We start from the raw sequence: 20,618 nt of genomic DNA, 5'->3' as shown, positions 1-20,618 counted from the left end.
ATGGGAAGGTGATGAGGGCTCGGCTGGCATATGCCTTGCACCATTACTGCTCATCGGCGCCGGTGCCAAAGGCCAAATGAGTGCCAGACTGATTAAGTGGAAGGTGATGCACGATGAATGAAGTTCCAGCCAACCCCCTGGCCTGGGTCAACGGCAGCGATGCCCCGGAAAAGAGCGCGGTCAACCTCGGCTTCATGGCCTTGAGCGACTGTGCCCCGGTGGTGGTGGCCGCCACCCAGGGCTTCGCCCAACCCTACGGCTTGACCCTGAATCTCAAGCGCCAGGCGTCCTGGGCCAACCTGCGGGACAAGCTGGTCAGCGGTGAAATCGATGCCGCCCACAGCCTGTATGGCCTGGTCTATGCGGTGCACCTGGGTATTGGCGGGGTCGCACCGACCGACATGGCGGTGCTGATGGGGCTGAACCAGAACGGCCAGAGCATCAACCTGTCCCATGGCTTGCAGGCCCAAGGCGTGACCAGTCCTGAAGCACTGGAACGGCACGTGCACCAAACTCGCCCGAAATTGACCTTCGCCCAGACCTTCCCCACTGGCACCCACGCCATGTGGCTCTATTACTGGCTCGCCGCCCAGGGCATCCACCCGTTGTCGGATGTCGACAGCGTGGTCGTGCCTCCGCCGCAAATGATCGCGCACCTGCAAGCCGGGCGTATCGACGGGTTTTGCGTCGGTGAGCCTTGGTGCGCCAGCGCGGTGAAACAGAACCTCGGCTTTACCCTGGCGACCACCCAGACCATCTGGCCCGACCACCCGGAAAAAGTCCTGGGCTGCACCCGTGCGTTCGTCGAGCAATACCCCAATACCGCCCGGGCGTTGGTGATGGCCATTCTCGAAGCCAGCCGTTTCATCGAACAAAGCAGCGAAAACCGTCGCAGCACCGCGCAACTGTTGAGTGCACCGCAATACCTCGACGCCCCGCTGGACTGCATCGAGCCGCGCCTGCTGGGCATCTATGCCGACGGCTTGGGCAACAGCTGGCAGGATCCCCACGCGATGCGCTTCCATGGCGACGGCGAGGTGAACCTGCCGTACCTGTCCGACGGCATGTGGTTCATGACCCAGTTCCGTCGCTGGGGCTTGCTGCGCGAAGACCCGGATTACCTGGCCGTGGCCCGGGACGTCCAGCAACTCACGCTGTACCGTGAAGCCTGTGGGGCGCTGGACATTGCGTCCCCAAGCCAGGACGTGCGCAGCAGCCAACTGATCGACGGCACCACCTGGGACGGCTCGGACCCGGCCGGGTACGCCCGCAGCTTCAAACTGCACGCCTTGAGCGATGCGGCTCCCCTTCTCGCCAGCCGCTGACAGGAGCCACGACCATGCTGCGTATCCTGCTGATCAACGACACCGCGAAAAAAGTCGGCCGCCTCAAGGCTGCCCTGATCGAAGCCGGCTTCGAAGTGATCGACGAATCCGGCCTGACCATCGACCTGCCGGCGCGCGTCGAAACGGTGCGTCCGGACGTGATCCTGATCGATACCGAGTCACCCGGGCGCGATGTGATGGAGCAAGTGGTGCTGGTCAGTCGCGACCAGCCACGACCGATCGTCATGTTTACCGACGAGCACGACCCCAATGTAATGCGCCAGGCGATCAAGTCGGGCGTCAGCGCCTACATCGTCGAAGGCATCCACGCCGCGCGCCTGCAACCGATCCTCGACGTGGCCATGGCCCGCTTCGAAAGCGACCAGGCCCTGCGCGCCCAACTCCTGGCCCGGGACCAGCAACTGGCCGAACGCAAGCGCATCGAACTGGCCAAGGGCATGCTGATGAAGATGAAGGAATGCAACGAGGAGCAGGCCTACACCCTGATGCGCCGCCAGGCCATGAGCCGCCAGCAGAAACTGATCCAGGTGGCGGAGCAGATCATCGCCATGAATGAATTGCTCGGCTGAAAGCCTAGTAGCGCCGTGCCTGCCGCCATCGCGAGCAAGCTCGCTCCCACATGGGTTCCAGGGTGAACGCAGCATTTGGGAACAACCCCAATCCACTGTGGGAGCGGGCTTGCTCGCGAAAGCGGTCTTACTTCCAACATTGATATCGACTGCCCCACCGTCTTCGCGAGCAAGCCCGCTCCCACAGGGTTTGCGGGGTGAGCACGACATTTGCGAACAACTACAATCCCTGTGGGAGCGAGCCTGCTCGCGAAGGGCCCTCCCCCTTACCTCACAGGTTGGCACAGATCTCGCTTAAGCAACCCCACAGGTAACCAACGGCGGTTGCCCCACCTACGACAAAGACGTCGCACACCCTCCTTGCCTCTCTGGCGATCCGGGTTGCGGCGTTTTTTTGTTTTAGCCCTTCGGGGCCGGTGGTGCGACCACAGGCGGCGCACTGCTCTAAGCACTGACTCATTTCTCGAGACTTTTACAGCTGAGGTGCGCGATGAATTCAAGCTTCTGGAAATCCGGCCACACCCCGACACTGTTCGCGGCCTTTCTTTATTTCGACCTGAGTTTCATGGTCTGGTACCTGCTCGGGCCACTGGCGGTACAGATCTCCGCCGACCTGCACCTGACCACCCAGCAACGCGGCCTGATGGTGGCGACACCGATCCTGGCCGGCGCCGTGCTGCGCCTGTTCATGGGCCTGCTGGCCGACCGGATTTCACCCAAGACCGCCGGCATGGTTGGCCAGGTGATCGTGATCGGTGCGCTGTTCTGCGCCTGGAAACTGGGCATCCACAGCTACGAACAAGCCCTGCTGCTGGGCCTGTTCCTCGGTGTGGCCGGCGCTTCGTTCGCCGTCGCCCTGCCCCTGGCCTCCCAGTGGTATCCGCCGCAACACCAGGGCAAGGCCATGGGCATCGCCGGGGCTGGCAACTCGGGCACCGTGCTCGCCGCGTTGATCGCACCGGTCATGGCCGTGGCCTTCGGCTGGACCAACGTGTTCGGCTTCGCGCTGATCCCGCTGGTGCTGACCCTGGTCCTCTTCGCCTGGCTGGCCAAGAACGCCCCTGAGCGACCAAAAGCCAAATCCATGGCCGACTACCTCAAGGCCCTGGGCGACCGCGACAGCTGGTGGTTCATGTTCTTCTACAGCGTGACCTTCGGCGGCTTCATCGGCCTGGCCAGCGCCCTGCCCGGCTACTTCAACGACCAATATGGCCTGAGCCCCGTCACCGCCGGCTACTACACCGCCGCCTGCGTCTTCGGTGGCAGCCTGATGCGCCCCTTGGGCGGTGCCCTGGCGGACCGTTTTGGCGGCATCCGCACTTTGCTCGGCATGTACACCGTAGCGGCCGTCTGCATCGCCGCGGTGGGCTTCAACCTGCCGAGTTCCTATGCGGCCCTGGCCCTGTTCGTTTGCACCATGCTCGGCTTGGGTGCGGGCAACGGCGCGGTGTTCCAACTAGTGCCACAACGCTTCCGTCGCGAAATCGGCGTGATGACCGGGCTGATCGGCATGGCCGGCGGCATCGGCGGCTTCGCCCTGGCGGCGGGCATGGGCGCGATCAAGCAAAGCACCGGCAGCTATCAACTGGCCCTGTGGTTGTTCGCCAGCCTCGGTGTCCTGGCCTGGTTCGGCCTGTATGGCGTCAAGCGTCGCTGGAGAACCACTTGGGGTTCGGCAGCCGTCACCGCTGCTCGGGTATAACCTGCAACCATGAGCCTGAAATTGAGTTTTGCCGAGGCCAGCGCCATCGGCCCGCGGGAAGAAAACCAGGACGCCCTGCGCCTGGTCACGCCCGCCCCGGCCCTGGCTGCCAGCAAGGGTTACCTGTTCGCCATCGCCGACGGCGTGAGCCAATGCGCCGATGGTGGGCTGGCCGCCCGTTCGACCTTGCAGGCCCTGGCCCTGGACTACTATTCCACGCCGCAAACCTGGGGCGTGGCCCAAGCGCTGGACCGGCTGTTGCTGGCCCAGAACCGCTGGCTGCAGGCCAACGGCGGCGGGCAACCGCTGCTCACCACCGTGAGCGCCCTGGTCCTGCGGGGCCGGCGCTTCACCTTGGCCCACGTCGGCGATTGCCGGGTCTACCGCTGGCATGCCGATCACCTGCAACGGGTCAGCGAGGATCACGTCTGGGAACAGCAGGGCATGCAGCATGTGCTGAAGCGGGCCCTGGGGCTGGACCAACACCTGATCCTCGACTTTCTCGACGGTGAACTGCGCACCGACGAAACCTTCGTGTTGCTCAGCGACGGCGTCTGGGCGGTCTTGGGGGACATGGCCATCGCCGGCATCCTTCGCGACCAACCCGACCTGCACCTCGCCGCGCAGACGCTGGTCAACGCCGCGCACCTGGCCGGTAGCCAGGACAATGCCAGCGCGTTGTTGGTGCGGGTCGATGCCCTCGGCGAAGCCAACATTGGCGATGCCTTGATCCAGCTCCAGCAATGGCCCTTGCCGCCGGCGCTGAAACCGGGCCAGGTGTTCGAGGGCTGGCAGATCGAAAGCCTGCTCGGCCAGAGCCAGCAATCGTTGCTTTACCGGGTGCACGACGGCCAAGGCCAACCTTGGCTGCTGAAAACCTTGCCCGTGCAGCTACGGGACGATAGCCGGGCCGGTCAGGCCTTGCTCTCGGAGGAATGGTTTCTCAAACGCGTCGCCGGGCGGCAGTTTCCCGAAGTCCATGGGGTGCCCCAACGTCAGCATCTGTACTACGTGATGCGTGAATATCCGGGCGCGACCCTGGCCGAGCTGTTCAACCAAGGCGGTCCGCTGCCCCTGGCCCAATGGCAGGACCTGGCGCAGCGGCTGGTGCGGGCGGTGGGCCTGTTGCATCGACGGCAGATCTACCACCGCGACATCAAGCCGGAAAACCTGCACCTGGGCGACGACGGGGAATTGCGCTTGCTGGATTTTGGCCTGGCGTATTGCCCGGGCTTGTCCGAGGACCAGGCCAACGTGCTGCCCGGCACACCCAGCTACATTGCCCCGGAAGCCTTCGGCGGCACCGCGCCCACGGCGCAACAGGATTTGTATGCCGTCGGCGTGACCTTGTATTTCCTGCTGACCGGGCATTATCCCTACGGCGAGATCGAAGCCTTCCAGCGCCCGCGCTTCGGCGTGCCGGTCAGTGCCAGCCGCTATCGGCCGGACTTGGCCGAATGGCTCGGGCAAAGCCTGGAACGCGCGGTCGCGGCGGATCCGGGTCAGCGTTTTGAGACGGCCGAGGAATGGCTGTTGTTGCTGGAGCAGGGCGAGCGCCGCAGTTTGAGTGTAAGGCCCCGGCCATTGCTGGAAAGAGAGCCGCTGAAGGTCTGGCGGACATTGGCGCTGGTGTCGTTGGTGGTGAATGTGGTGCTGTTGTTCTTGGTATTCCACTCATGACCGTGGCGAGGGAGCTTGCTCCCGCTCGAGCGCGCAGCGGTCGCCTTTTTTTGGGTCTGCTTCGCAGCCCAGCGGGAGCAAGCTCCCTCGCCACAAAAACTTTTTCGCTCGCCCTAGCGCGCTCCATTACCGGGCAACACGCTTTGATTCGGTGCAATAAATCCCTCCCCAATCCGCTCAACCAGCCCGCTGCTCAATAAATCCACGCCTTCGCGCCACTTGGCACAACCACTGCATTACCTACACCACCATACATAAAGCAACGCCTCCAACGATGAAGGCGGTGCTTCCCGAGAGAACGGGACCAGGACAAAGGCGTCCTCGCTAGCTTGCTAGCGGGACGCCTTTTTTTGTTTTCGTAAAAATTGCCGAGCCAGTCCGATCGCCGTGATGAAACGGACATGAGCTTGCGGAGAACCCTGATGAAAAAACTCAAACTGGTGATGATCGGCAACGGCATGGCCGGGGTTCGCACCCTCGAGGAACTGCTCAAGCTGAGCAACGAGCTGTACGACATCACGGTGTTCGGCGCCGAGCCCCACACCAACTACAACCGCATCCTGCTTTCGCCGGTGCTGGCCGGTGAGCAGACGTTCGAAGAGATCGTGCTCAACGACCTGAGCTGGTACCTGGACAACAACATCAAGCTGCTGCTCAACCGCAAAGTGGTGGAGATTGACCGGGTCAAGCGCCGCGTCATCGCCGAAGACGGCAGCGAAGCCGAATACGACCGCCTGCTGATCGCCACCGGTTCCACGCCGTTCATCTTGCCGATCCCCGGCAACACCCTTGAAGGGGTGATTGGTTACCGCGACATCGCCGACACCCAGGCGATGATCGACACCGCCAAGACCCACAAGCACGCCGTGGTCATCGGCGGCGGCCTGCTGGGCCTGGAAGCGGCCAACGGCTTGAAGCTTCGGGGCATGGACGTGACCGTCGTCCACATCGGTGAATGGTTGCTGGAACGGCAACTGGACAAGACCAGCGGCCAACTGCTGCAAACCGCCCTGGAAAGCCGTGGCCTGAAATTCCGCCTCAGCGAACAGACCCAGGCCCTGCACGACGCCGGCAACGGCCGGGTCGGCTCGGTCCAGTTCAAGAACGGCGACATCATTCCCGCCGACCTGGTAGTGATGGCCGCCGGCATCCGCCCCAATACCGAACTGGCGGAAAAATCCGGCATCCCCTGCAACCGCGGGATCCTGGTCAACGACACCATGCAAACCTACGACCCGCGCATCTACGCCATCGGTGAATGCGCCAGCCACCGCGGCACCGCCTACGGCCTGGTGGCGCCGCTGTTCGAACAGGCCAAGGTCTGCGCCAACCACCTCGCGCAATTGGGCTTCGCCACTTACAAGGGTTCGGTCACGTCGACCAAGTTGAAAGTCACCGGCATCGACCTGTTTTCCGCCGGCGACTTCATGGGCGGCGAAGGCACCGAGACCATCACCCTTTCCGACCCGATCGGCGGCGTCTACAAGAAACTGGTGATCAAGGATGACGTGCTGGTGGGTGCCTGCCTGTACGGCGATACCGCGGACGGCGGCTGGTATTTCCGGCAGATTCGTGAGAATCACGGCATCAGCGAGATCCGCGATCACCTGATGTTTGGGGAAAACGCTTTAGGCGATGTAGGCCACCAAGGCCAGGACAAAGCCATGAGCATGGCCGACACCGCCGAAGTCTGCGGCTGCAACGGCGTGTGCAAGGGCACCATCGTCAAGGCGATCCAGGAGCACGGGCTGTTCAGCGTCGATGACGTGAAAAAACACACCAAGGCCGCCAGTTCCTGCGGCTCTTGCGCCGGCCTGGTGGAGCAGATCCTGATCAACACCGTGGGCGGCGCGGCGGACGTCAAGCCAAAAAGCGAAAAAGCCATCTGCGGTTGCAGCGACCTCAACCACGGCCAGATCCGCCAGGCGATCCGCGACCAGCACCTGCTGACCATCGCCGGCACCATGAGCTACCTGAACTGGCGCACCCCGAACGGCTGCGCCACCTGCCGCCCGGCGTTGAACTATTACCTGATATCCACCTGGCCTGGCGAAGCCCACGACGACCCACAGTCGCGCCTGATCAACGAACGCGCCCACGCCAACATCCAGAAAGACGGCACCTACTCGGTGGTCCCGCGGATGTGGGGCGGCGTGACCAACCCCTCCGAGCTGCGGCGCATTGCCGACGTCGCCGATAAATACAACGTGCCAATGGTCAAGGTCACCGGCGGCCAGCGCATCGACTTGCTGGGCATCAAGAAACAGGACTTGCCCGGCGTCTGGAAAGACCTCGACATGCCGTCCGGCCACGCCTACGGCAAGTCCATCCGCACCGTGAAGACCTGCGTGGGCAGCGAGTTCTGCCGCTTCGGTACGCAGAACTCCACCCAGTTGGGCATCGAGTTGGAACACGACCTGTTCAATATGTGGTCGCCGCACAAGGTGAAGCTGGCGGTCTCCGGTTGCCCACGCAACTGCTCGGAAGCCGGCATCAAGGACGTGGGAATTATCGGCGTCGATTCCGGCTGGGAGATGTACATCGGTGGCAACGGCGGGATCAAGACCGAAGTCGCGGAGTTTTTCGTCAAGCTCAAGACCGCCGAGGAAGTGCGTGAATACAACGGCGCGTTCCTGCAGTTGTACCGCGAGGAAGCCTTCTACCTCGAACGCACCGTGCATTACATGCAGCGGGTCGGCATGGAGCACATCAAGAAAGCCGTGCTGGAAGACCCCGAGCGGCGCAAGGCCCTTCACGAACGCCTGAAGTTTTCCCTGTCGCTGGAACAGGACCCTTGGAAACAACGCCTGGAACAGCCTCAGTTGAAGAAAGAGTTCGAAGTCATCCCCGTGAAGAACCTGGAGGTGCCGGCATGAACTGGCTGGATATCTGCGCACTGGAAGAGATCAATATCCTCGGTTCGCGCATCATCAATGGTCCCAAAGGCGATATCGCGATTTTTCGTACCAGCGACGATGAAGTGTTCGCCCTCGATGACCGTTGCCCGCACAAGGGTGGCCCGCTGTCCCAAGGGTTGGTCTACGGCAAGCGCGTGGCCTGCCCGCTGCACAACTGGCAGATCGACCTGGAAACCGGCCTGGCCCAAGCCCCGGACGTGGGCTGCGCCCATCATCATTCGGCCCGGGTCGAAAACGGCCGGGTGCAACTGGCCCTGCGGGACGCAAGCTGATGAACCGCCAGATCACTGCCTCGACCTGCTGTTATTGCGGGGTCGGCTGCGGCGTCCTGATCGAGCATGACGGCGAGCGCATCCTCGGCGTCAGCGGCGATCCCGCCCACCCGGCCAACTTCGGCAAACTGTGCAGCAAGGGTTCGACCCTGCACCTGACCGGCGACCTCGCCGCCCGCGCCCTGTACCCGGAGCTGCGCCTGGGCAAAGGCCTGGCCCGGGCCCGAACCGGCTGGAACAGCGCCCTGGATCACGCCGCCAGCGTCTTCGCCGACACCATCGCCGAGCACGGCCCCGACAGCGTGGCGTTCTACATCTCCGGCCAATTGCTGACCGAGGACTACTACGCCTTCAACAAACTCGCCCGAGCCTTGGTCGGCACCAACAACATCGACAGCAATTCGCGGCTGTGCATGTCCTCTGCCGTGGTGGGCTACAAGCGCAGCCTCGGTGCCGACGCCCCACCCTGCAGCTACGAAGACCTGGAGTTGAGCGACTGCGTGATGATCGTCGGCAGTAACATGGCCTACGCCCATCCCATCCTGTTTCGCCGCCTCGAAGAGGCAAAATCCCGCCGGCCGCAGATGAAAATCATCGTCATCGACCCCCGGCGCACCGACACCTGCGACCTGGCGGACCTGCACCTGGCGATCTTGCCGGGCACCGATGTCGCCTTGTTCCATGGGATTTTGCACCTGCTGCTGTGGGAAGACTGGGTCGACCGCGACTTCATCAAGGCCCATACCGAAGGTCTGGCGGACCTGAAGAACCTGGTCCGCGACTACACCCCGGCGATGGTCGCCCAGTTGTGCGGCATCAGCGTCGAACAACTGCACCAGTGTGCCGAATGGGTCGGCACGTCGCCGAGCTTCCTGTCCTTGTGGTGCATGGGCCTGAACCAGTCCACCGCCGGCAGCGCCAAAAACAGCGCATTGATCAACCTCCACCTGGCCACCGGACAAATCGGCCGGCCGGGGGCGGGCCCGTTCTCGCTGACCGGCCAACCCAACGCCATGGGCGGACGGGAAACCGGCAGCCTGTCGAACCTGCTGCCAGGCCATCGTGAAGCCGCCAACCCGGAGCATCGTGCCGACGTCGCCCGTTATTGGGGTGTGGAGCAATTGCCCGCCACCACCGGCTTGAGCGCCATCGAGTTGTTCGAGCAGGTGCGCAGCGGCAAGATCAAGGCCTTGTGGATCGCCTGCACCAACCCGGCCCAGTCGATGCCCGACCAGACGGCGGTACGTGAGGCCCTGCAAGCCTGCCCGTTCGTGGTACTACAGGAAGCCTTCCGCACCACCGAGACCGCCACGTTTGCCGATCTACTGTTGCCGGCGGCCAGTTGGGGCGAGAAAGAAGGTTCGGTGACCAACTCCGAGCGGCGGATTTCCCACGTCCGTCGGGCAGTAAACGCACCGGGTGAAGCGCGTCCGGACTGGGCAATCACCGTGGATTTCGCACAACGCCTGGAGAAACGCCTACGCCCGGGCCAACCCAGCCTGTTCGCCTTCGACACCCCGACCCAGCTGTTCGATGAGTACAAACAGCTGACCCGTGGCCGCGACCTGGACTTGTCCGGCATCAGCCATGCCCTGATCGACCGCCTCGGCCCTCAGCAATGGCCCTTCCCGGAAGGCGCCACGGTTGGGACGGCGCGACTGTACGTGGACGGGATTTTCCCGACCGACAGCGGCCGGGCGCACTTCGTGGCCGATCCCTATCGCGCCGCCAAGGAACTGCGTGACGCCCGCTACCCATTGACGCTCAACACCGGTCGCTTGCGGGACCAGTGGCACGGCATGAGCCGTACTGGCACCGCTGCGCAGTTGTTTGGCCATGTGAACGAAGCCGTGCTCAGCCTGCACCCCGACGAACTGCTCCGGCACCGCCTGCAAGCGGGCGACCTGGTCAACCTCAAGAGCCGTCGCGGCAGTGTGATTGTGGCCGTGGACAGCGACGACAGCGTGCGCCCCGGCCAGGCGTTCCTGCCCATGCATTGGGGCGATCGGTTCCTCAAGGGCGGCGTGAATAGCCTGACTCAACCGGCCTTCGACCCCTTGTCGAAACAACCGGAACTCAAGCACAGCGGCGTGCGCCTGGAACCGGTGAACCTGCCTTGGCAGCTTTTCGCTTTGATCGAAGGCGATGTTCAACAGCATCTGGAGGCCCTGCGCCCCCTGTGCGAGGCGTTTTCCTACGTCAGCCTGAGTCTGACCGGCCGTGAACGTCCCGCGCTGTTGATTCGCGCTGCCAGCGCCGTCGCGCCCGAACCGCAACTGCTCCAGGCCATCGACGAGCAATTGGGCCTGATCGACGGGCCGGTGCTGGCCTACGACGACCCGCGTCGCTCCATCGGTAAACGGGTGCGCATCGAAAACGGTCGCATCACCGCCATTCGCCTGGCCGGTGAAACCCTGGCCCGGCATTGGCTGCAGAACCTGTGGCTGGAAGGCCGTGCCGATGAACAACTGCGGCGCTGGCTGCTGGCGCCGTTGAGCGCGCCACCGGGCAATGTCGGCGCCGCAACGGGTGGCAGCAAAACGCTGTGCAACTGCATGAACGTCAGCCAGCGTGCGATCTGCGCCGGCATCGAGCGTGGCCTGGACTTGCAGGGGTTAAAACAAGAGCTGGGCTGTGGCACGCAATGCGGTTCCTGCGTACCGGAAATCAAGCGTCTGCTGGTTGCCACTGCGCAACCGCTGGCGGCTATCTCGTGAGGAAAACACTATGAACGCAAAAGTCTGGCTGGTGGGTGCAGGTCCCGGTGACCCTGAATTACTGACCCTCAAAGCCGTGCGCGCCTTGGGCGAGGCTGACGTGGTGTTGATCGACGACCTGGTCAATGCCGCGGTGCTGGAGCATTGCCCCGCCGCACGCATCATTGCCGTGGGCAAGCGCGGCGGCTGCCGCTCCACCCCCCAGGCCTTCATTCATCGATTGATGCTGCGTTATGCCCGCCAGGGCAAATGCGTGGTGCGCCTCAAGGGCGGCGACCCGTGCATCTTCGGCCGCGGCGGTGAAGAGGCGCAGTGGCTGCGCGAGCATGGCGTCGAGGTGGAGATGGTCAATGGCATCACCGCCGGCCTCGCGGGGGCGACCCAATGCGATATTCCACTGACCCTGCGCGGGATTGCCCGGGGCGTGACCCTGGTCACGGCCCACACCCAGGACGGCAGCAGCCTGAACTGGCAAGCCCTGGCCCAAAGCGGGACCACTTTGGTGGTGTATATGGGCGTGGCGAAGCTGAGCGAGATCCGCGAGCAACTGCTGGCCGGCGGCTTGGCGGCGGACACGCCCGTGGCCATGATCGAAAACGCCTCCCTGCCCCACCAGCGTGACTGCCGCAGCGACCTGGCCTCGATGGAAGCCGCTGCCAGCGCCTTCCAGCTCAAGAGCCCGGCGATACTGGTGATTGGCGCCGTGGCCGAAGCAGCCGAATTGGCCGCCTCACCGCCGGCTTTGGCCCAGGTTTACGCCCTCTAACAGACACCCATCAGATCTGTGGGAGCAAAGCTTGCTCGCGATGACGGTGGTTCAGTTAGACATGCATTGACTGACACACCTCCATCGCGAGCAGGCTCGCTCCCACAATTGGAACGGGGTATGACTAAAGAGCCAGGTCGGCTATCAGGCCGCCATCGCGAGCAAGCTTTGCTCCCACAGGTCTCCCACAGGTCTTGTGTTCCCCCCATCTCCATAAATCGCAGGCAAAGAAAAACCCGGCCTAGGCCGGGTTTTTCCAAAGCTGTGGGCTAATTACTTAGCTTGAGCTTCAACCTGCGCTTCTACGCGACGGTTAACTGCACGACCAGCGTCAGTGGCGTTGTCGGCAACTGGGCGGGATTCGCCGTAGCCAACAGACTGAACGCGGGACGATTCAACACCGTACTGGTTGGTCAGAACGTTCTTAACGGCGTTTGCACGACGCTCAGACAGCTTCTGGTTGTAAGCGTCAGGACCGACGGAGTCAGTGTGACCTTCAACAGTAGTGCTGGTAGCTGGGTACTGCTTCATGAAATCAGCCAGGTTCTTGATGTCGCCGTAGCTGTTTTCTTTAACGACCGACTTGTCGAAGTCGAACTTGACGTCCAGCTCAACACGAACGACTTCAGCAACAGCTGGGCAGCCATCAGCGTCAACAGTTACGTTGGCTGGGGTGTCAGGGCACTTGTCGACGTTGTCGCACACGCCATCGTTGTCGCTGTCGGAGCAGACTTCAGCAGGTGCTGGAACTGGAGCAGCAGCTGGCTTGGAGCCGCCACCGAAGTTCACACCGATACCAACGCTAGGCGCCCACTCGGTGTCGCCCTGGTCGATGTTGTACTGAGCTTCAACGCCAGCACGGGCGTAGAAGTTGTCAGTGAAATACAGCTTGGCGCCGCCACCAACGTTGGCGAAGGTAGAACGGTTACGACCGTTGCTGCCATTCTGGTCGATGCTCTGGTCGGAGAAACCGGCCGAAACATAAGGACGCAGCATGTCGCCTGGGTTGTTGAAGTGGTACAGAGCGTCCAGAGCGGTGTTCGCGCCCTTAACGTTAGTGCCGTCTTCGGTACGTGCGTTGTGCACTTCGTCGTAGGCCAGACGCAGTTCAACGTCGTCGGTCAGGAAGTAACCAACCGAACCGCCGAACAGGTTGCCGTTGTTCTTGAAATCACGAGCGCTGTCGAACATTTCTTTCTTGGCGAAGCCTTCGATTTCAACTGCGCCTTGGCCTTGTGCCAGAGCGCCGAACGAAGTGGCAGCAATCAAAGAACCAATGGCAAAGCCCAAGGTGTTTTTCAGTTTCATCCGTTAAATCCCCATCTGGTGATTGTGAAGCAGTCCCGCAAACCGGGGGACAACTCGGCGGCAAGTCTATCAGAACTTGCCTACACGTAAGAGATATTTGCGCCGAACTAAGTTTCAGCAATGCCTGCAAATTTCTCACGCAATTTGTCAAGAGCGCGCTTGTAACGCATTTTTGTCGCGCTCAAACCCATATGCATTATGTCTGCGATCTCCTGGAATTCCAGCTCTGCGACAAATCGTAGCACCAGAATTTCCCGGTCGATCGGGTTTACATAGACCAGCCAGCGATCGAGTCCACCCTTTTCCTCGGGCTTGGGCGCCTTATCTTCCGACGCTTCCTCGAGAGGGTCCAGGCTCAACGCGTCCATCAAGCGACGCTTTCGCCGTTCCTTGCGATACTGCGTGATGCATTCGTTGTACGTGATGCTATAAAGCCATGTCTTGAACTTCGATTTCCCCTCGAAGTTCTTCAGGCCATACAGCACCTTCAACATCACCTCCTGACAGACATCGTCAGCATCACGATCGTTCCCGAGATAGCGCGCACAAACGTTAAATAAAGTTCTCTGGTAACGACGCATCAACTCTTCATAGGCGCGTGTTACGTGAAACAGCTCCGTATGCGCGCGCGCGACCAACTCCTCATCGGAGAGATCACGGGGGTCGTAGCGCGTGGATAGCGATTGGGGTTTGTTCAAAACAAGTCGGGCCGACAGTCTAGGTCAATGTGCGCCGGAGCCTGGGCTAGCAGGCATTTCGCGGCGGCATACATTAGCAGGATTTGCCGGGTTAGCGGCTACTCACATGCTGTTCCAGCAAGATCCGATTGGAAAGCGACACCAACTCGCCCTCCTCGGTCAGCAATGTGGTTTTCACCGTGCCGATCTCTTCGATCTGGCCTTCGACCTCGCCAACACGCACTTGTTGCCCAACCTCATACAATTCACGCACATAGATTCCCGCAAGAATCTGACCGGCGATCTCCCGGCTTCCCAATCCCATTGCCAGCGCAACCGCCAGACCAACGGTTATCAATACAATCACGATCACATGGTTGAGCAGGTCAGTCTTGACCTCCAACTGGCTGATCGCCACCGAAATACTGATGATAATCACCAGCCCCTGGGCGATACGCCCCACGCCAGCGGCGTAATCCAGCCCGACGCCTTCGGCCGCACCGCGCACCAGCCCATTGGCCAGTTGCGCCAGCAGGACACCGACCAGCAATACCAGCGCGGCACCAAAAACCTTCGGCAAATACAATGCGAGCATATCGAGCGTAGCCGAAACTCGCTCAAGGCCAAGGGATTCTGCTGCGGAAACCAGGAAAATCAGCAATACGAACCAGTACACGATCTTGCCGACCAGGGTCGAGATCGGCACTTGGATGCCGCCACGGGACAGCAGCTTGGTCAGGCCGGTGCCGCCCATCAGGCGATCGAGACCCAGCTTGGCGAGCAGCTTGGACAGCAGCGTGTCCAGCAACTTGGCCACGACAAAACCCAGCAACAGCACCACCAGCGCGCCGAAGAGGTTCGGGATGAAGTTAGCTACCTTGGTCCACAACGCAGTCATTGCCGTGACGAGGCTCTGGGTCCAGAGATCAAGTTCCATATTCAATCAGCCTTATCAGCGGTGCGAGTAACAGGTTTACGGCGGGAAACCGGCGAGACATGGGCCGATCCATTATTCAGGGCGATCATCAGCGCGGGCAACCAGCGGCCCAGCAGGCTGAACAGATCCCCCGCGCCAACCTGGCGGTTGGCGGTTTTCAGTACACGCCCCAAGCATGCGTCGTCGTCCCGGCTGGACGGCGAAGCCTTGAGCATGTCGCGCAAAGACTGTTCAAACGGATCGTGCATACGCACCTCTCGTGATGTCTGTGGAAGACGCGATCACATTTCGTCGGGTCACATGAAACCCCATCACACCCAGCGCAAACGGCGGAACAACCACCACTGCCCCGTCGCGACGCAGATCATCAGCAGGCACGCGACCATGAAACCGTAGGGGCTTTCGGAAAACGGAATGCCACCGACGTTGATACCTAAAAGGCCGGTGAGAAAACTCATCGGCAGGAAAATCCCGGTGATGATGCCGAAGCGGTACATGGTGCGGTTCATGCGCACCGACAGGCGCCGGTCTTCGGCCTCCAGCACAAGCCCCACGCGCTCTCGGGTCAATTCCAGCTCTTCGAGATAACGGGTCAGGCTGTTGTTCAATTCGTTCCAATAGTCGCCATCGTCCTCGACGAACCAGGGCAACTTGATCCTCGACATCTGGCCGAAGATATCTCGCTGTGGCGCCAGGAATCGCTTGAGTCCGGCAGCCCTTCGACGGATGTGCAAAATGGCGTCATGCTCGGGAGCATACCGTTCGTCGGCGTCGAGTTTTTCTTCCTCGCCATCGACGATTTCCGAGAGGCAAGTGACCAGGTCCTGCACCTTGTCGGTGAGGTATTGCGCCATATAAAGGATAAGTTCGGAAGCGTTCTCGGGCCCCTTGCCCTCGGCCAGTTGCGCCAACAGTTCATCGGTGGCGCGCAACGGTCGCAGACGCAGGGAGATCACCCGCTGGGCGGACGCGAAGATCCGTACCGAGACCATGTCTTCAGGCTCGGCGCCCGGGTTGAGGTTGATTCCCCGCAGGAACAGCAGCAGTTCGGCGTTGGGCAACGGCAACAACCGCGGCCGGGTATTCTCTTCCAGCAGCAGGTCGCAGTTGAATTCGCTCAGGCCGCTGGATTTGCGCAGCCAGGTGTGGGTTTGCGGATGACTGCGATCCCAGTGCAGCCATAGGCTTTCGTGGGGCAGCAGCTGCAAATCGTCGAGTTCGGTCCGGGCTATGGAACGCGCGCCGCCTTTACCGTCCAGCACCAGGGCATGCACCAGCCCCCATTGCGCGTTTTCTTCCTCGAACATCCTCATCCCTTATGGCTGCGGTACTTTATTCAGGCATCTTCAGTGGGCTTGGCGAAACGATCACGCCATTGTTGTCGGCATAGACATACTCGCCCGGGCGGAACGTCACGCCGGCAAAGGTCACTGCTATATTGAGCTCGCCGACACCACGCCGGTCGGTCTTCATCGGATGGCTGGCCAGGGCCTGGACCCCGAGGTCGGTCTGGGCGATGACGTCGACGTCGCGGATGCAGCCGTAGATCACCAGGCCTTCCCAGCCATTCTTAGCCGCTTTCTCGGCCAACATGTCACCCAGCAGGGCCCGGCGCAGCGACCCGCCGCCATCCACAACCAGCACTTTACCCTTGCCATCGAGTTCAACCTGCTCCTTGACCCGCGAGTTGTCCTCGAAGCACTTGATGGTCACGATTTCGCCGCCGAAGGAATCGCGGCCACCGAAATTGCTGAACATCGGCTCCAACACCTGCACCAGTTCCGGGTAGGCGTCGCACAGGTCGGGCGTGAGGTAATGGTTCATCGAACAACTCCTGAAAGGCTGGAACGTCAGATTGAATGGCAACCGTTTGTGACCGGAACCGCTTGAAGCGTCATATCTTAGCCGCAAGCAGACCAGAGCGAAATGCCCTTGTCAGAGCCTTCGCCTCAAACCGCCTCGGCCAACTGCGGCTGTTCACCCAGCAAGGGCGCCTGCTGATCCTCGAGCCAGCGCGCCACCAACGGCCAGACCTCAAGGTGGGCGGCCTTGCTGACCAGCATCTCGACGTGACCGAAATCGTCAGTGAAACCCTGTCCTCGACCCAGGCAGACAAACTGCTTGTGCGTGGAACCGATCTGATCGAAGAGTTTGCGGCACGCCCAAGTCGGGTCCTGGTGATCGCCGGCGGCACTCACCGCCAGCACCGGCAACTGAACATCGGCCAAACCGGCCCACCAGTTCTTCTCGGCATCGCCGAAACGCCCGAACAGGCCGTACCAGCGCATGCTTTCCAGGGCCAGGCCAATGGGCTCGTCCTCGGGGCCGCGCTTGAGCCTTGAACCGGACAACTGGGCAAAGCGCTTGAGGATGAAGCGGCCGCTCCATTCCACCGGCGGAATCTTCAGCGGCCAGTAGGTGCGGCTGACCTGGGTGCCGAAAAACGCCGCGGATGCCACCGCGGGCTCGCCCAGGTAGTGGCCGCCCAAGGCTGCCGCCAGGGTGATGCCCCCCAGGGAATGACCGATCCAGTGAGGCACTTGCCCACTCTGCTCACGCACGAAGGCGCCGATGGCCGGCAGGTCGTAACGGGCGTAGTCAGCCACCCGATTGTGGCGATAACCCTGGTTACGCTGGGATAAGCCATGGCCGCGCATTTCGGGAATCCAGACATCGAATCCCAGGCGCGTCAGGTAGGCGCCCAGGCCGAGGCCTTTGGGCGAATACCAGAAACGCCGGTTGGAAAAACTGCCGTGCAACAAAATCACCGGGACACCACGGGTTTCGCCGGGATCAGCCATGCCCAGCCGAGTGACGGCCAGTTCGACGCTGGCGTCCGGGCTGTTGCCGGGTTTCAAGCGATAGACGTCTTCGCTCAGATCACCGCGCCGCTCGGCGCTGATCAGGGCGACAGGAAAGAGGTTGCTGCTGCTTTGCATAATCTTCTTGCACAAAAAAGGGCGGCTTCCTTGTGGAGCCCGCCCTACTTCAATCAAAAGGGGCCCGGATAATGCCCATCAGTTGAGCCCCCTGTGGGAGCGGGCTTGCTCGCGAAGACGGCGGAACAGTCAACATGGATGTTGTCTGACGCACCGCTTTCGCGAGCAAGCCCGCTCCCACAGGTTCTGCGACTAACTGACGGGCTTTAGTCGATCAGGCCCCTTCACTCGATCAGACCGCAGCCTGCCCCTCGGCCAGGAAGAACCAGGTTTCCAACACGGAGTCCGGGTTCAACGAAACGCTTTCGATGCCCTGCTCCATCAGCCATTTGGCCAGGTCCGGGTGGTCCGAAGGGCCCTGGCCGCAGATGCCGATGTACTTGCCAGCCTTGTTGCAGGCGGCAATGGCATTGGCCAGCAGCTTCTTGACCGCCGGGTTCCGCTCGTCGAACAGGTGGGCGATGATCCCGGAATCGCGGTCCAGGCCCAGGGTCAGCTGGGTCAGGTCGTTGGAACCGATGGAGAAACCGTCGAAGAACTCAAGGAATTCTTCAGCCAGGATGGCGTTGGACGGCAGCTCGCACATCATGATCACGCGCAGGCCATTGTCGCCACGGGCCAGGCCGTTTTCCGCCAGCAGGTCAACCACCTGGCTCGCTTCGCCCAGGGTCCGCACGAACGGCACCATGATCTCGACGTTGGTCAGGCCCATCTCGTTGCGCACGCGCTTGAGGGCGCGGCATTCGAGTTCAAAGCAATCGCGGAACGATTCGCTGATGTAGCGCGACGCACCCCGGAAGCCCAGCATCGGGTTCTCTTCTTCCGGCTCGTAGAGCTTGCCGCCGATCAGGTTGGCGTATTCGTTGGACTTGAAGTCCGACAGGCGCACGATGACCTTTTTCGGCCAGAACGCCGCCGCCAGGGTGCTGATGCCTTCCACCAGTTTCTCGACGTAGAAACCGACCGGATCGTCGTAGCCGGCAATGCGCTTGTCGACGCTGTCCTTGATGTCCTGGGGCAGGCCGTCGTAGTTCAGCAGTGCCTTGGGGTGCACGCCGATCATGCGGTTGATGATGAACTCCAGGCGGGCCAGGCCCACGCCGGCGTTCGGCAACTGCGCGAAGTCAAAGGCGCGGTCCGGGTTGCCGACGTTCATCATGATCTTGAACGGCAGCTCCGGCATGGCGTCCACGGAGTTCTTCTTGATGTCGAAGCCCAGTTCGCCCTCGAAGATGTAGCCGGTGTCGCCTTCGGCGCAGGAAACGGTCACGCCCTGGCCGTCCTTGAGCAGTTGGGTGGCGTTGCCGCAACCGACCACTGCCGGGATTCCCAGTTCACGGGCGATGATCGCCGCGTGGCAGGTACGCCCGCCGCGGTTGGTGACGATGGCACTGGCGCGCTTCATCACCGGTTCCCAGTCCGGGTCGGTCATGTCGGATACCAATACGTCGCCGGCCTGGACCTTATCCATCTCCGAGACGTCCTTGATGATCCGCACCTTGCCCGCGCCGATGCGCTGGCCGATGGCCCGGCCTTCCACCAGCACGGTGCCGGTTTCCTTGAGCAGGTAGCGCTCCATGACGTTGGCCTGGGTGCGGCTCTTCACGGTTTCCGGACGGGCCTGCACGATGTACAGCTTGCCGTCGTCACCGTCCTTGGCCCACTCGATGTCCATCGGGCACTTGTAGTGCTGCTCGATAATCATCGCCTGCTTGGCCAGCTCGCTGACTTCAGCGTCGGTCAGGCAGAAACGCGCGCGCTCGGCCTTGTCCACGTCGACGGTCTTCACCGAGCGACCGGCCTTGGCTTCGTCGCCGTAGATCATCTTGATGGCCTTGCTGCCCAGGTTGCGGCGCAGGATGGCCGGGCGACCGGCTTGCAGCGTGCCTTTGTGAACGTAGAACTCATCCGGGTTCACCGCGCCTTGCACGACGGTTTCACCCAGGCCGTAGGCGCCGGTGATGAACACCACGTCACGGAAGCCCGACTCGGTGTCGAGGGTGAACATCACGCCGGCGGTGCCGGTTTCGGAGCGGACCATGCGCTGCACACCCGCGGAGAGGGCGACCAATTTGTGGTCGAAGCCCTGGTGCACGCGGTAGGAAATGGCACGGTCGTTGAAAAGGGAGGCGAAGACTTCCTTGGCGGCACGGATGACGTTTTCCACGCCACGGATGTTCAGGAAGGTTTCCTGCTGGCCGGCGAAGGAGGCATCCGGGAGGTCTTCGGCGGTGGCCGAGGAACGCACGGCGACGGCGATGTCGGGATTGCCTTCGGACAGCTTGGCGAAAGCGGTACGGATCTCGGCGTTCAGTTTCTCGGGGAACTCGGCTTCCATGATCCATTGGCGGATCTGGGCACCGGTCTTGGCCAGGGCATTGACGTCATCGACGTCCAGGGCATCGAGCGCATCGTGGATCTGCTTGTTCAGGCCGCTCAGTTCCAGGAAATCACGATAAGCCTGGGCGGTCGTGGCGAAGCCACCTGGCACCGATACGCCGGCACCGGCGAGGTTGCTGATCATCTCGCCCAGGGATGCGTTCTTGCCCCCCACATGCTCCACATCATGGACGCCGAGCTTATCGAGGGAAACTACGTACTCTACCAAGGTGATCTCTCCACTAACTGTGTTGGAAAAGCTCAAGGCACCGGCGGCTCCAGGGGAGCGCTTGCCGGCGATATGGCCTGGACCTGGAAAATAAGTGAGAATGCGGGCCAATGGTGGCCGGCAAATCGCGCCTATCATATCCAAGAATCGTCACTAGCTCACTAGCTTAAGGCCCAAGG

At 61.9% G+C, this 20,618-nt stretch carries 16 protein-coding genes; 8 read left to right on the top strand and 8 right to left on the bottom strand.

Annotation, left to right across the window (positions count from 1 at the left end; all coding sequences use genetic code 11):
• Nucleotides 1–113 precede the first annotated feature (113 nt).
• From HU767_RS00410 to cobA, 8 genes are all read left to right on the top strand, one after another.
• Nucleotides 114–1,325: a CmpA/NrtA family ABC transporter substrate-binding protein gene (locus HU767_RS00410; RefSeq protein WP_186728158.1), complete on the top strand. Its 1,212-nt coding sequence runs from the start codon at nt 114–116 to the stop codon at nt 1,323–1,325.
• Nucleotides 1,326–1,339: 14 nt separating this feature from the next.
• A complete protein-coding gene (locus tag HU767_RS00405) occupies nt 1,340–1,915 on the top strand; it encodes an ANTAR domain-containing protein (RefSeq protein WP_003199539.1) in 576 nt (191 codons plus the stop codon).
• Nucleotides 1,916–2,405: 490 nt separating this feature from the next.
• Nucleotides 2,406–3,617: a nitrate/nitrite transporter gene (locus tag HU767_RS00400; protein WP_053120618.1), complete on the top strand. Its 1,212-nt coding sequence runs from the start codon at nt 2,406–2,408 to the stop codon at nt 3,615–3,617.
• Between the two features lie 9 nt (nt 3,618–3,626).
• Nucleotides 3,627–5,297, top strand: coding sequence for a bifunctional protein-serine/threonine kinase/phosphatase (locus HU767_RS00395; RefSeq protein ID WP_186728157.1), 1,671 nt, complete (start codon nt 3,627–3,629; stop codon nt 5,295–5,297).
• 422 nt (nt 5,298–5,719) lie between these two features.
• On the top strand, nt 5,720–8,173 hold the full coding sequence (gene nirB, locus HU767_RS00390; protein WP_186728155.1) for a nitrite reductase large subunit NirB: 2,454 nt from the start codon (nt 5,720–5,722) through the stop codon (nt 8,171–8,173).
• Nucleotides 8,170–8,487: a nitrite reductase small subunit NirD gene (gene nirD, locus HU767_RS00385; protein WP_186705301.1), complete on the top strand. Its 318-nt coding sequence runs from the start codon at nt 8,170–8,172 to the stop codon at nt 8,485–8,487. Before nirB ends, nirD begins: the two co-directional genes overlap by 4 nt.
• Nucleotides 8,487–11,204 (top strand): nitrate reductase, encoded by a 2,718-nt coding sequence (locus tag HU767_RS00380; protein WP_186728153.1) that lies wholly within the window; start codon nt 8,487–8,489, stop codon nt 11,202–11,204. The genes nirD and HU767_RS00380 overlap by 1 nt, the downstream gene beginning before the upstream one ends.
• Nucleotides 11,205–11,214: 10 nt before the next feature.
• A complete protein-coding gene (gene cobA / locus HU767_RS00375; protein WP_186705303.1) occupies nt 11,215–11,970 on the top strand; it encodes a uroporphyrinogen-III C-methyltransferase in 756 nt (251 codons plus the stop codon).
• A 273-nt stretch (nt 11,971–12,243) separates the two neighbouring features.
• Here cobA and HU767_RS00370 read toward each other — a convergent pair whose 3' ends face one another.
• The 8 genes from HU767_RS00370 to ppsA form a co-directional block, all read right to left on the bottom strand.
• Nucleotides 12,244–13,278 (bottom strand): OmpA family protein, encoded by a 1,035-nt coding sequence (locus HU767_RS00370; protein ID WP_186705304.1) that lies wholly within the window; start codon nt 13,276–13,278, stop codon nt 12,244–12,246.
• Nucleotides 13,279–13,385: 107 nt separating this feature from the next.
• The gene (gene sigX, locus HU767_RS00365; RefSeq protein WP_003183614.1) at nt 13,386–13,976 is read right to left on the bottom strand and encodes an RNA polymerase sigma factor SigX; all 591 of its coding nucleotides are present in this window, start codon (nt 13,974–13,976) and stop codon (nt 13,386–13,388) included.
• Between the two features lie 91 nt (nt 13,977–14,067).
• Nucleotides 14,068–14,892 (bottom strand): mechanosensitive ion channel domain-containing protein, encoded by an 825-nt coding sequence (locus tag HU767_RS00360; protein WP_003199523.1) that lies wholly within the window; start codon nt 14,890–14,892, stop codon nt 14,068–14,070.
• Between the two features lie 2 nt (nt 14,893–14,894).
• Nucleotides 14,895–15,140, bottom strand: coding sequence for a hypothetical protein (locus HU767_RS00355; RefSeq protein WP_014337331.1), 246 nt, complete (start codon nt 15,138–15,140; stop codon nt 14,895–14,897).
• Between the two features lie 63 nt (nt 15,141–15,203).
• Nucleotides 15,204–16,199, bottom strand: a complete 996-nt coding sequence (locus HU767_RS00350; RefSeq protein ID WP_186705305.1) for a zinc transporter ZntB — start codon at nt 16,197–16,199, stop codon at nt 15,204–15,206.
• Between the two features lie 25 nt (nt 16,200–16,224).
• Complete coding sequence (rraA, locus tag HU767_RS00345) at nt 16,225–16,716, bottom strand: ribonuclease E activity regulator RraA (protein ID WP_186705306.1); 492 nt, start codon at nt 16,714–16,716, stop codon at nt 16,225–16,227.
• A 125-nt stretch (nt 16,717–16,841) separates the two neighbouring features.
• The gene (locus tag HU767_RS00340) at nt 16,842–17,831 is read right to left on the bottom strand and encodes an alpha/beta fold hydrolase (protein WP_186705307.1); all 990 of its coding nucleotides are present in this window, start codon (nt 17,829–17,831) and stop codon (nt 16,842–16,844) included.
• A 232-nt stretch (nt 17,832–18,063) separates the two neighbouring features.
• Nucleotides 18,064–20,439 (bottom strand): phosphoenolpyruvate synthase, encoded by a 2,376-nt coding sequence (ppsA, locus tag HU767_RS00335; protein WP_186705308.1) that lies wholly within the window; start codon nt 20,437–20,439, stop codon nt 18,064–18,066.
• Between the last annotated feature and the right edge of the window lie 179 nt (nt 20,440–20,618).

Origin of the sequence: Pseudomonas sp. SWRI179, from assembly GCF_014268705.1 — a bacterium.
Lineage (GTDB): Bacteria > Pseudomonadota > Gammaproteobacteria > Pseudomonadales > Pseudomonadaceae > Aquipseudomonas > Aquipseudomonas zanjanensis.
The sequence above is the reverse complement of the archived record's forward strand: the minus strand, read 5'-3'. Positions and strand labels throughout refer to the sequence as shown.

What these genes read in the sequence shown, in the direction of transcription:
- rraA (WP_186705306.1), bottom strand. Translation starts at nt 16,716, where the DNA reads ATGAACCATTACCTCACGCCCGACCTGTGCGACGCCTACCCGGAACTG.
- nirB (WP_186728155.1), top strand. Translation starts at nt 5,720, where the DNA reads ATGAAAAAACTCAAACTGGTGATGATCGGCAACGGCATGGCCGGGGTT.
- HU767_RS00355 (WP_014337331.1), bottom strand. Translation starts at nt 15,140, where the DNA reads ATGCACGATCCGTTTGAACAGTCTTTGCGCGACATGCTCAAGGCTTCG.
- HU767_RS00340 (WP_186705307.1), bottom strand. Translation starts at nt 17,831, where the DNA reads ATGCAAAGCAGCAGCAACCTCTTTCCTGTCGCCCTGATCAGCGCCGAG.
- HU767_RS00410 (WP_186728158.1), top strand. Translation starts at nt 114, where the DNA reads ATGAATGAAGTTCCAGCCAACCCCCTGGCCTGGGTCAACGGCAGCGAT.
- HU767_RS00350 (WP_186705305.1), bottom strand. Translation starts at nt 16,199, where the DNA reads ATGTTCGAGGAAGAAAACGCGCAATGGGGGCTGGTGCATGCCCTGGTG.
- HU767_RS00405 (WP_003199539.1), top strand. Translation starts at nt 1,340, where the DNA reads ATGCTGCGTATCCTGCTGATCAACGACACCGCGAAAAAAGTCGGCCGC.
- cobA (WP_186705303.1), top strand. Translation starts at nt 11,215, where the DNA reads ATGAACGCAAAAGTCTGGCTGGTGGGTGCAGGTCCCGGTGACCCTGAA.
- HU767_RS00360 (WP_003199523.1), bottom strand. Translation starts at nt 14,892, where the DNA reads ATGGAACTTGATCTCTGGACCCAGAGCCTCGTCACGGCAATGACTGCG.
- HU767_RS00400 (WP_053120618.1), top strand. Translation starts at nt 2,406, where the DNA reads ATGAATTCAAGCTTCTGGAAATCCGGCCACACCCCGACACTGTTCGCG.
- nirD (WP_186705301.1), top strand. Translation starts at nt 8,170, where the DNA reads ATGAACTGGCTGGATATCTGCGCACTGGAAGAGATCAATATCCTCGGT.
- HU767_RS00370 (WP_186705304.1), bottom strand. Translation starts at nt 13,278, where the DNA reads ATGAAACTGAAAAACACCTTGGGCTTTGCCATTGGTTCTTTGATTGCT.
- HU767_RS00395 (WP_186728157.1), top strand. Translation starts at nt 3,627, where the DNA reads ATGAGCCTGAAATTGAGTTTTGCCGAGGCCAGCGCCATCGGCCCGCGG.
- HU767_RS00380 (WP_186728153.1), top strand. Translation starts at nt 8,487, where the DNA reads ATGAACCGCCAGATCACTGCCTCGACCTGCTGTTATTGCGGGGTCGGC.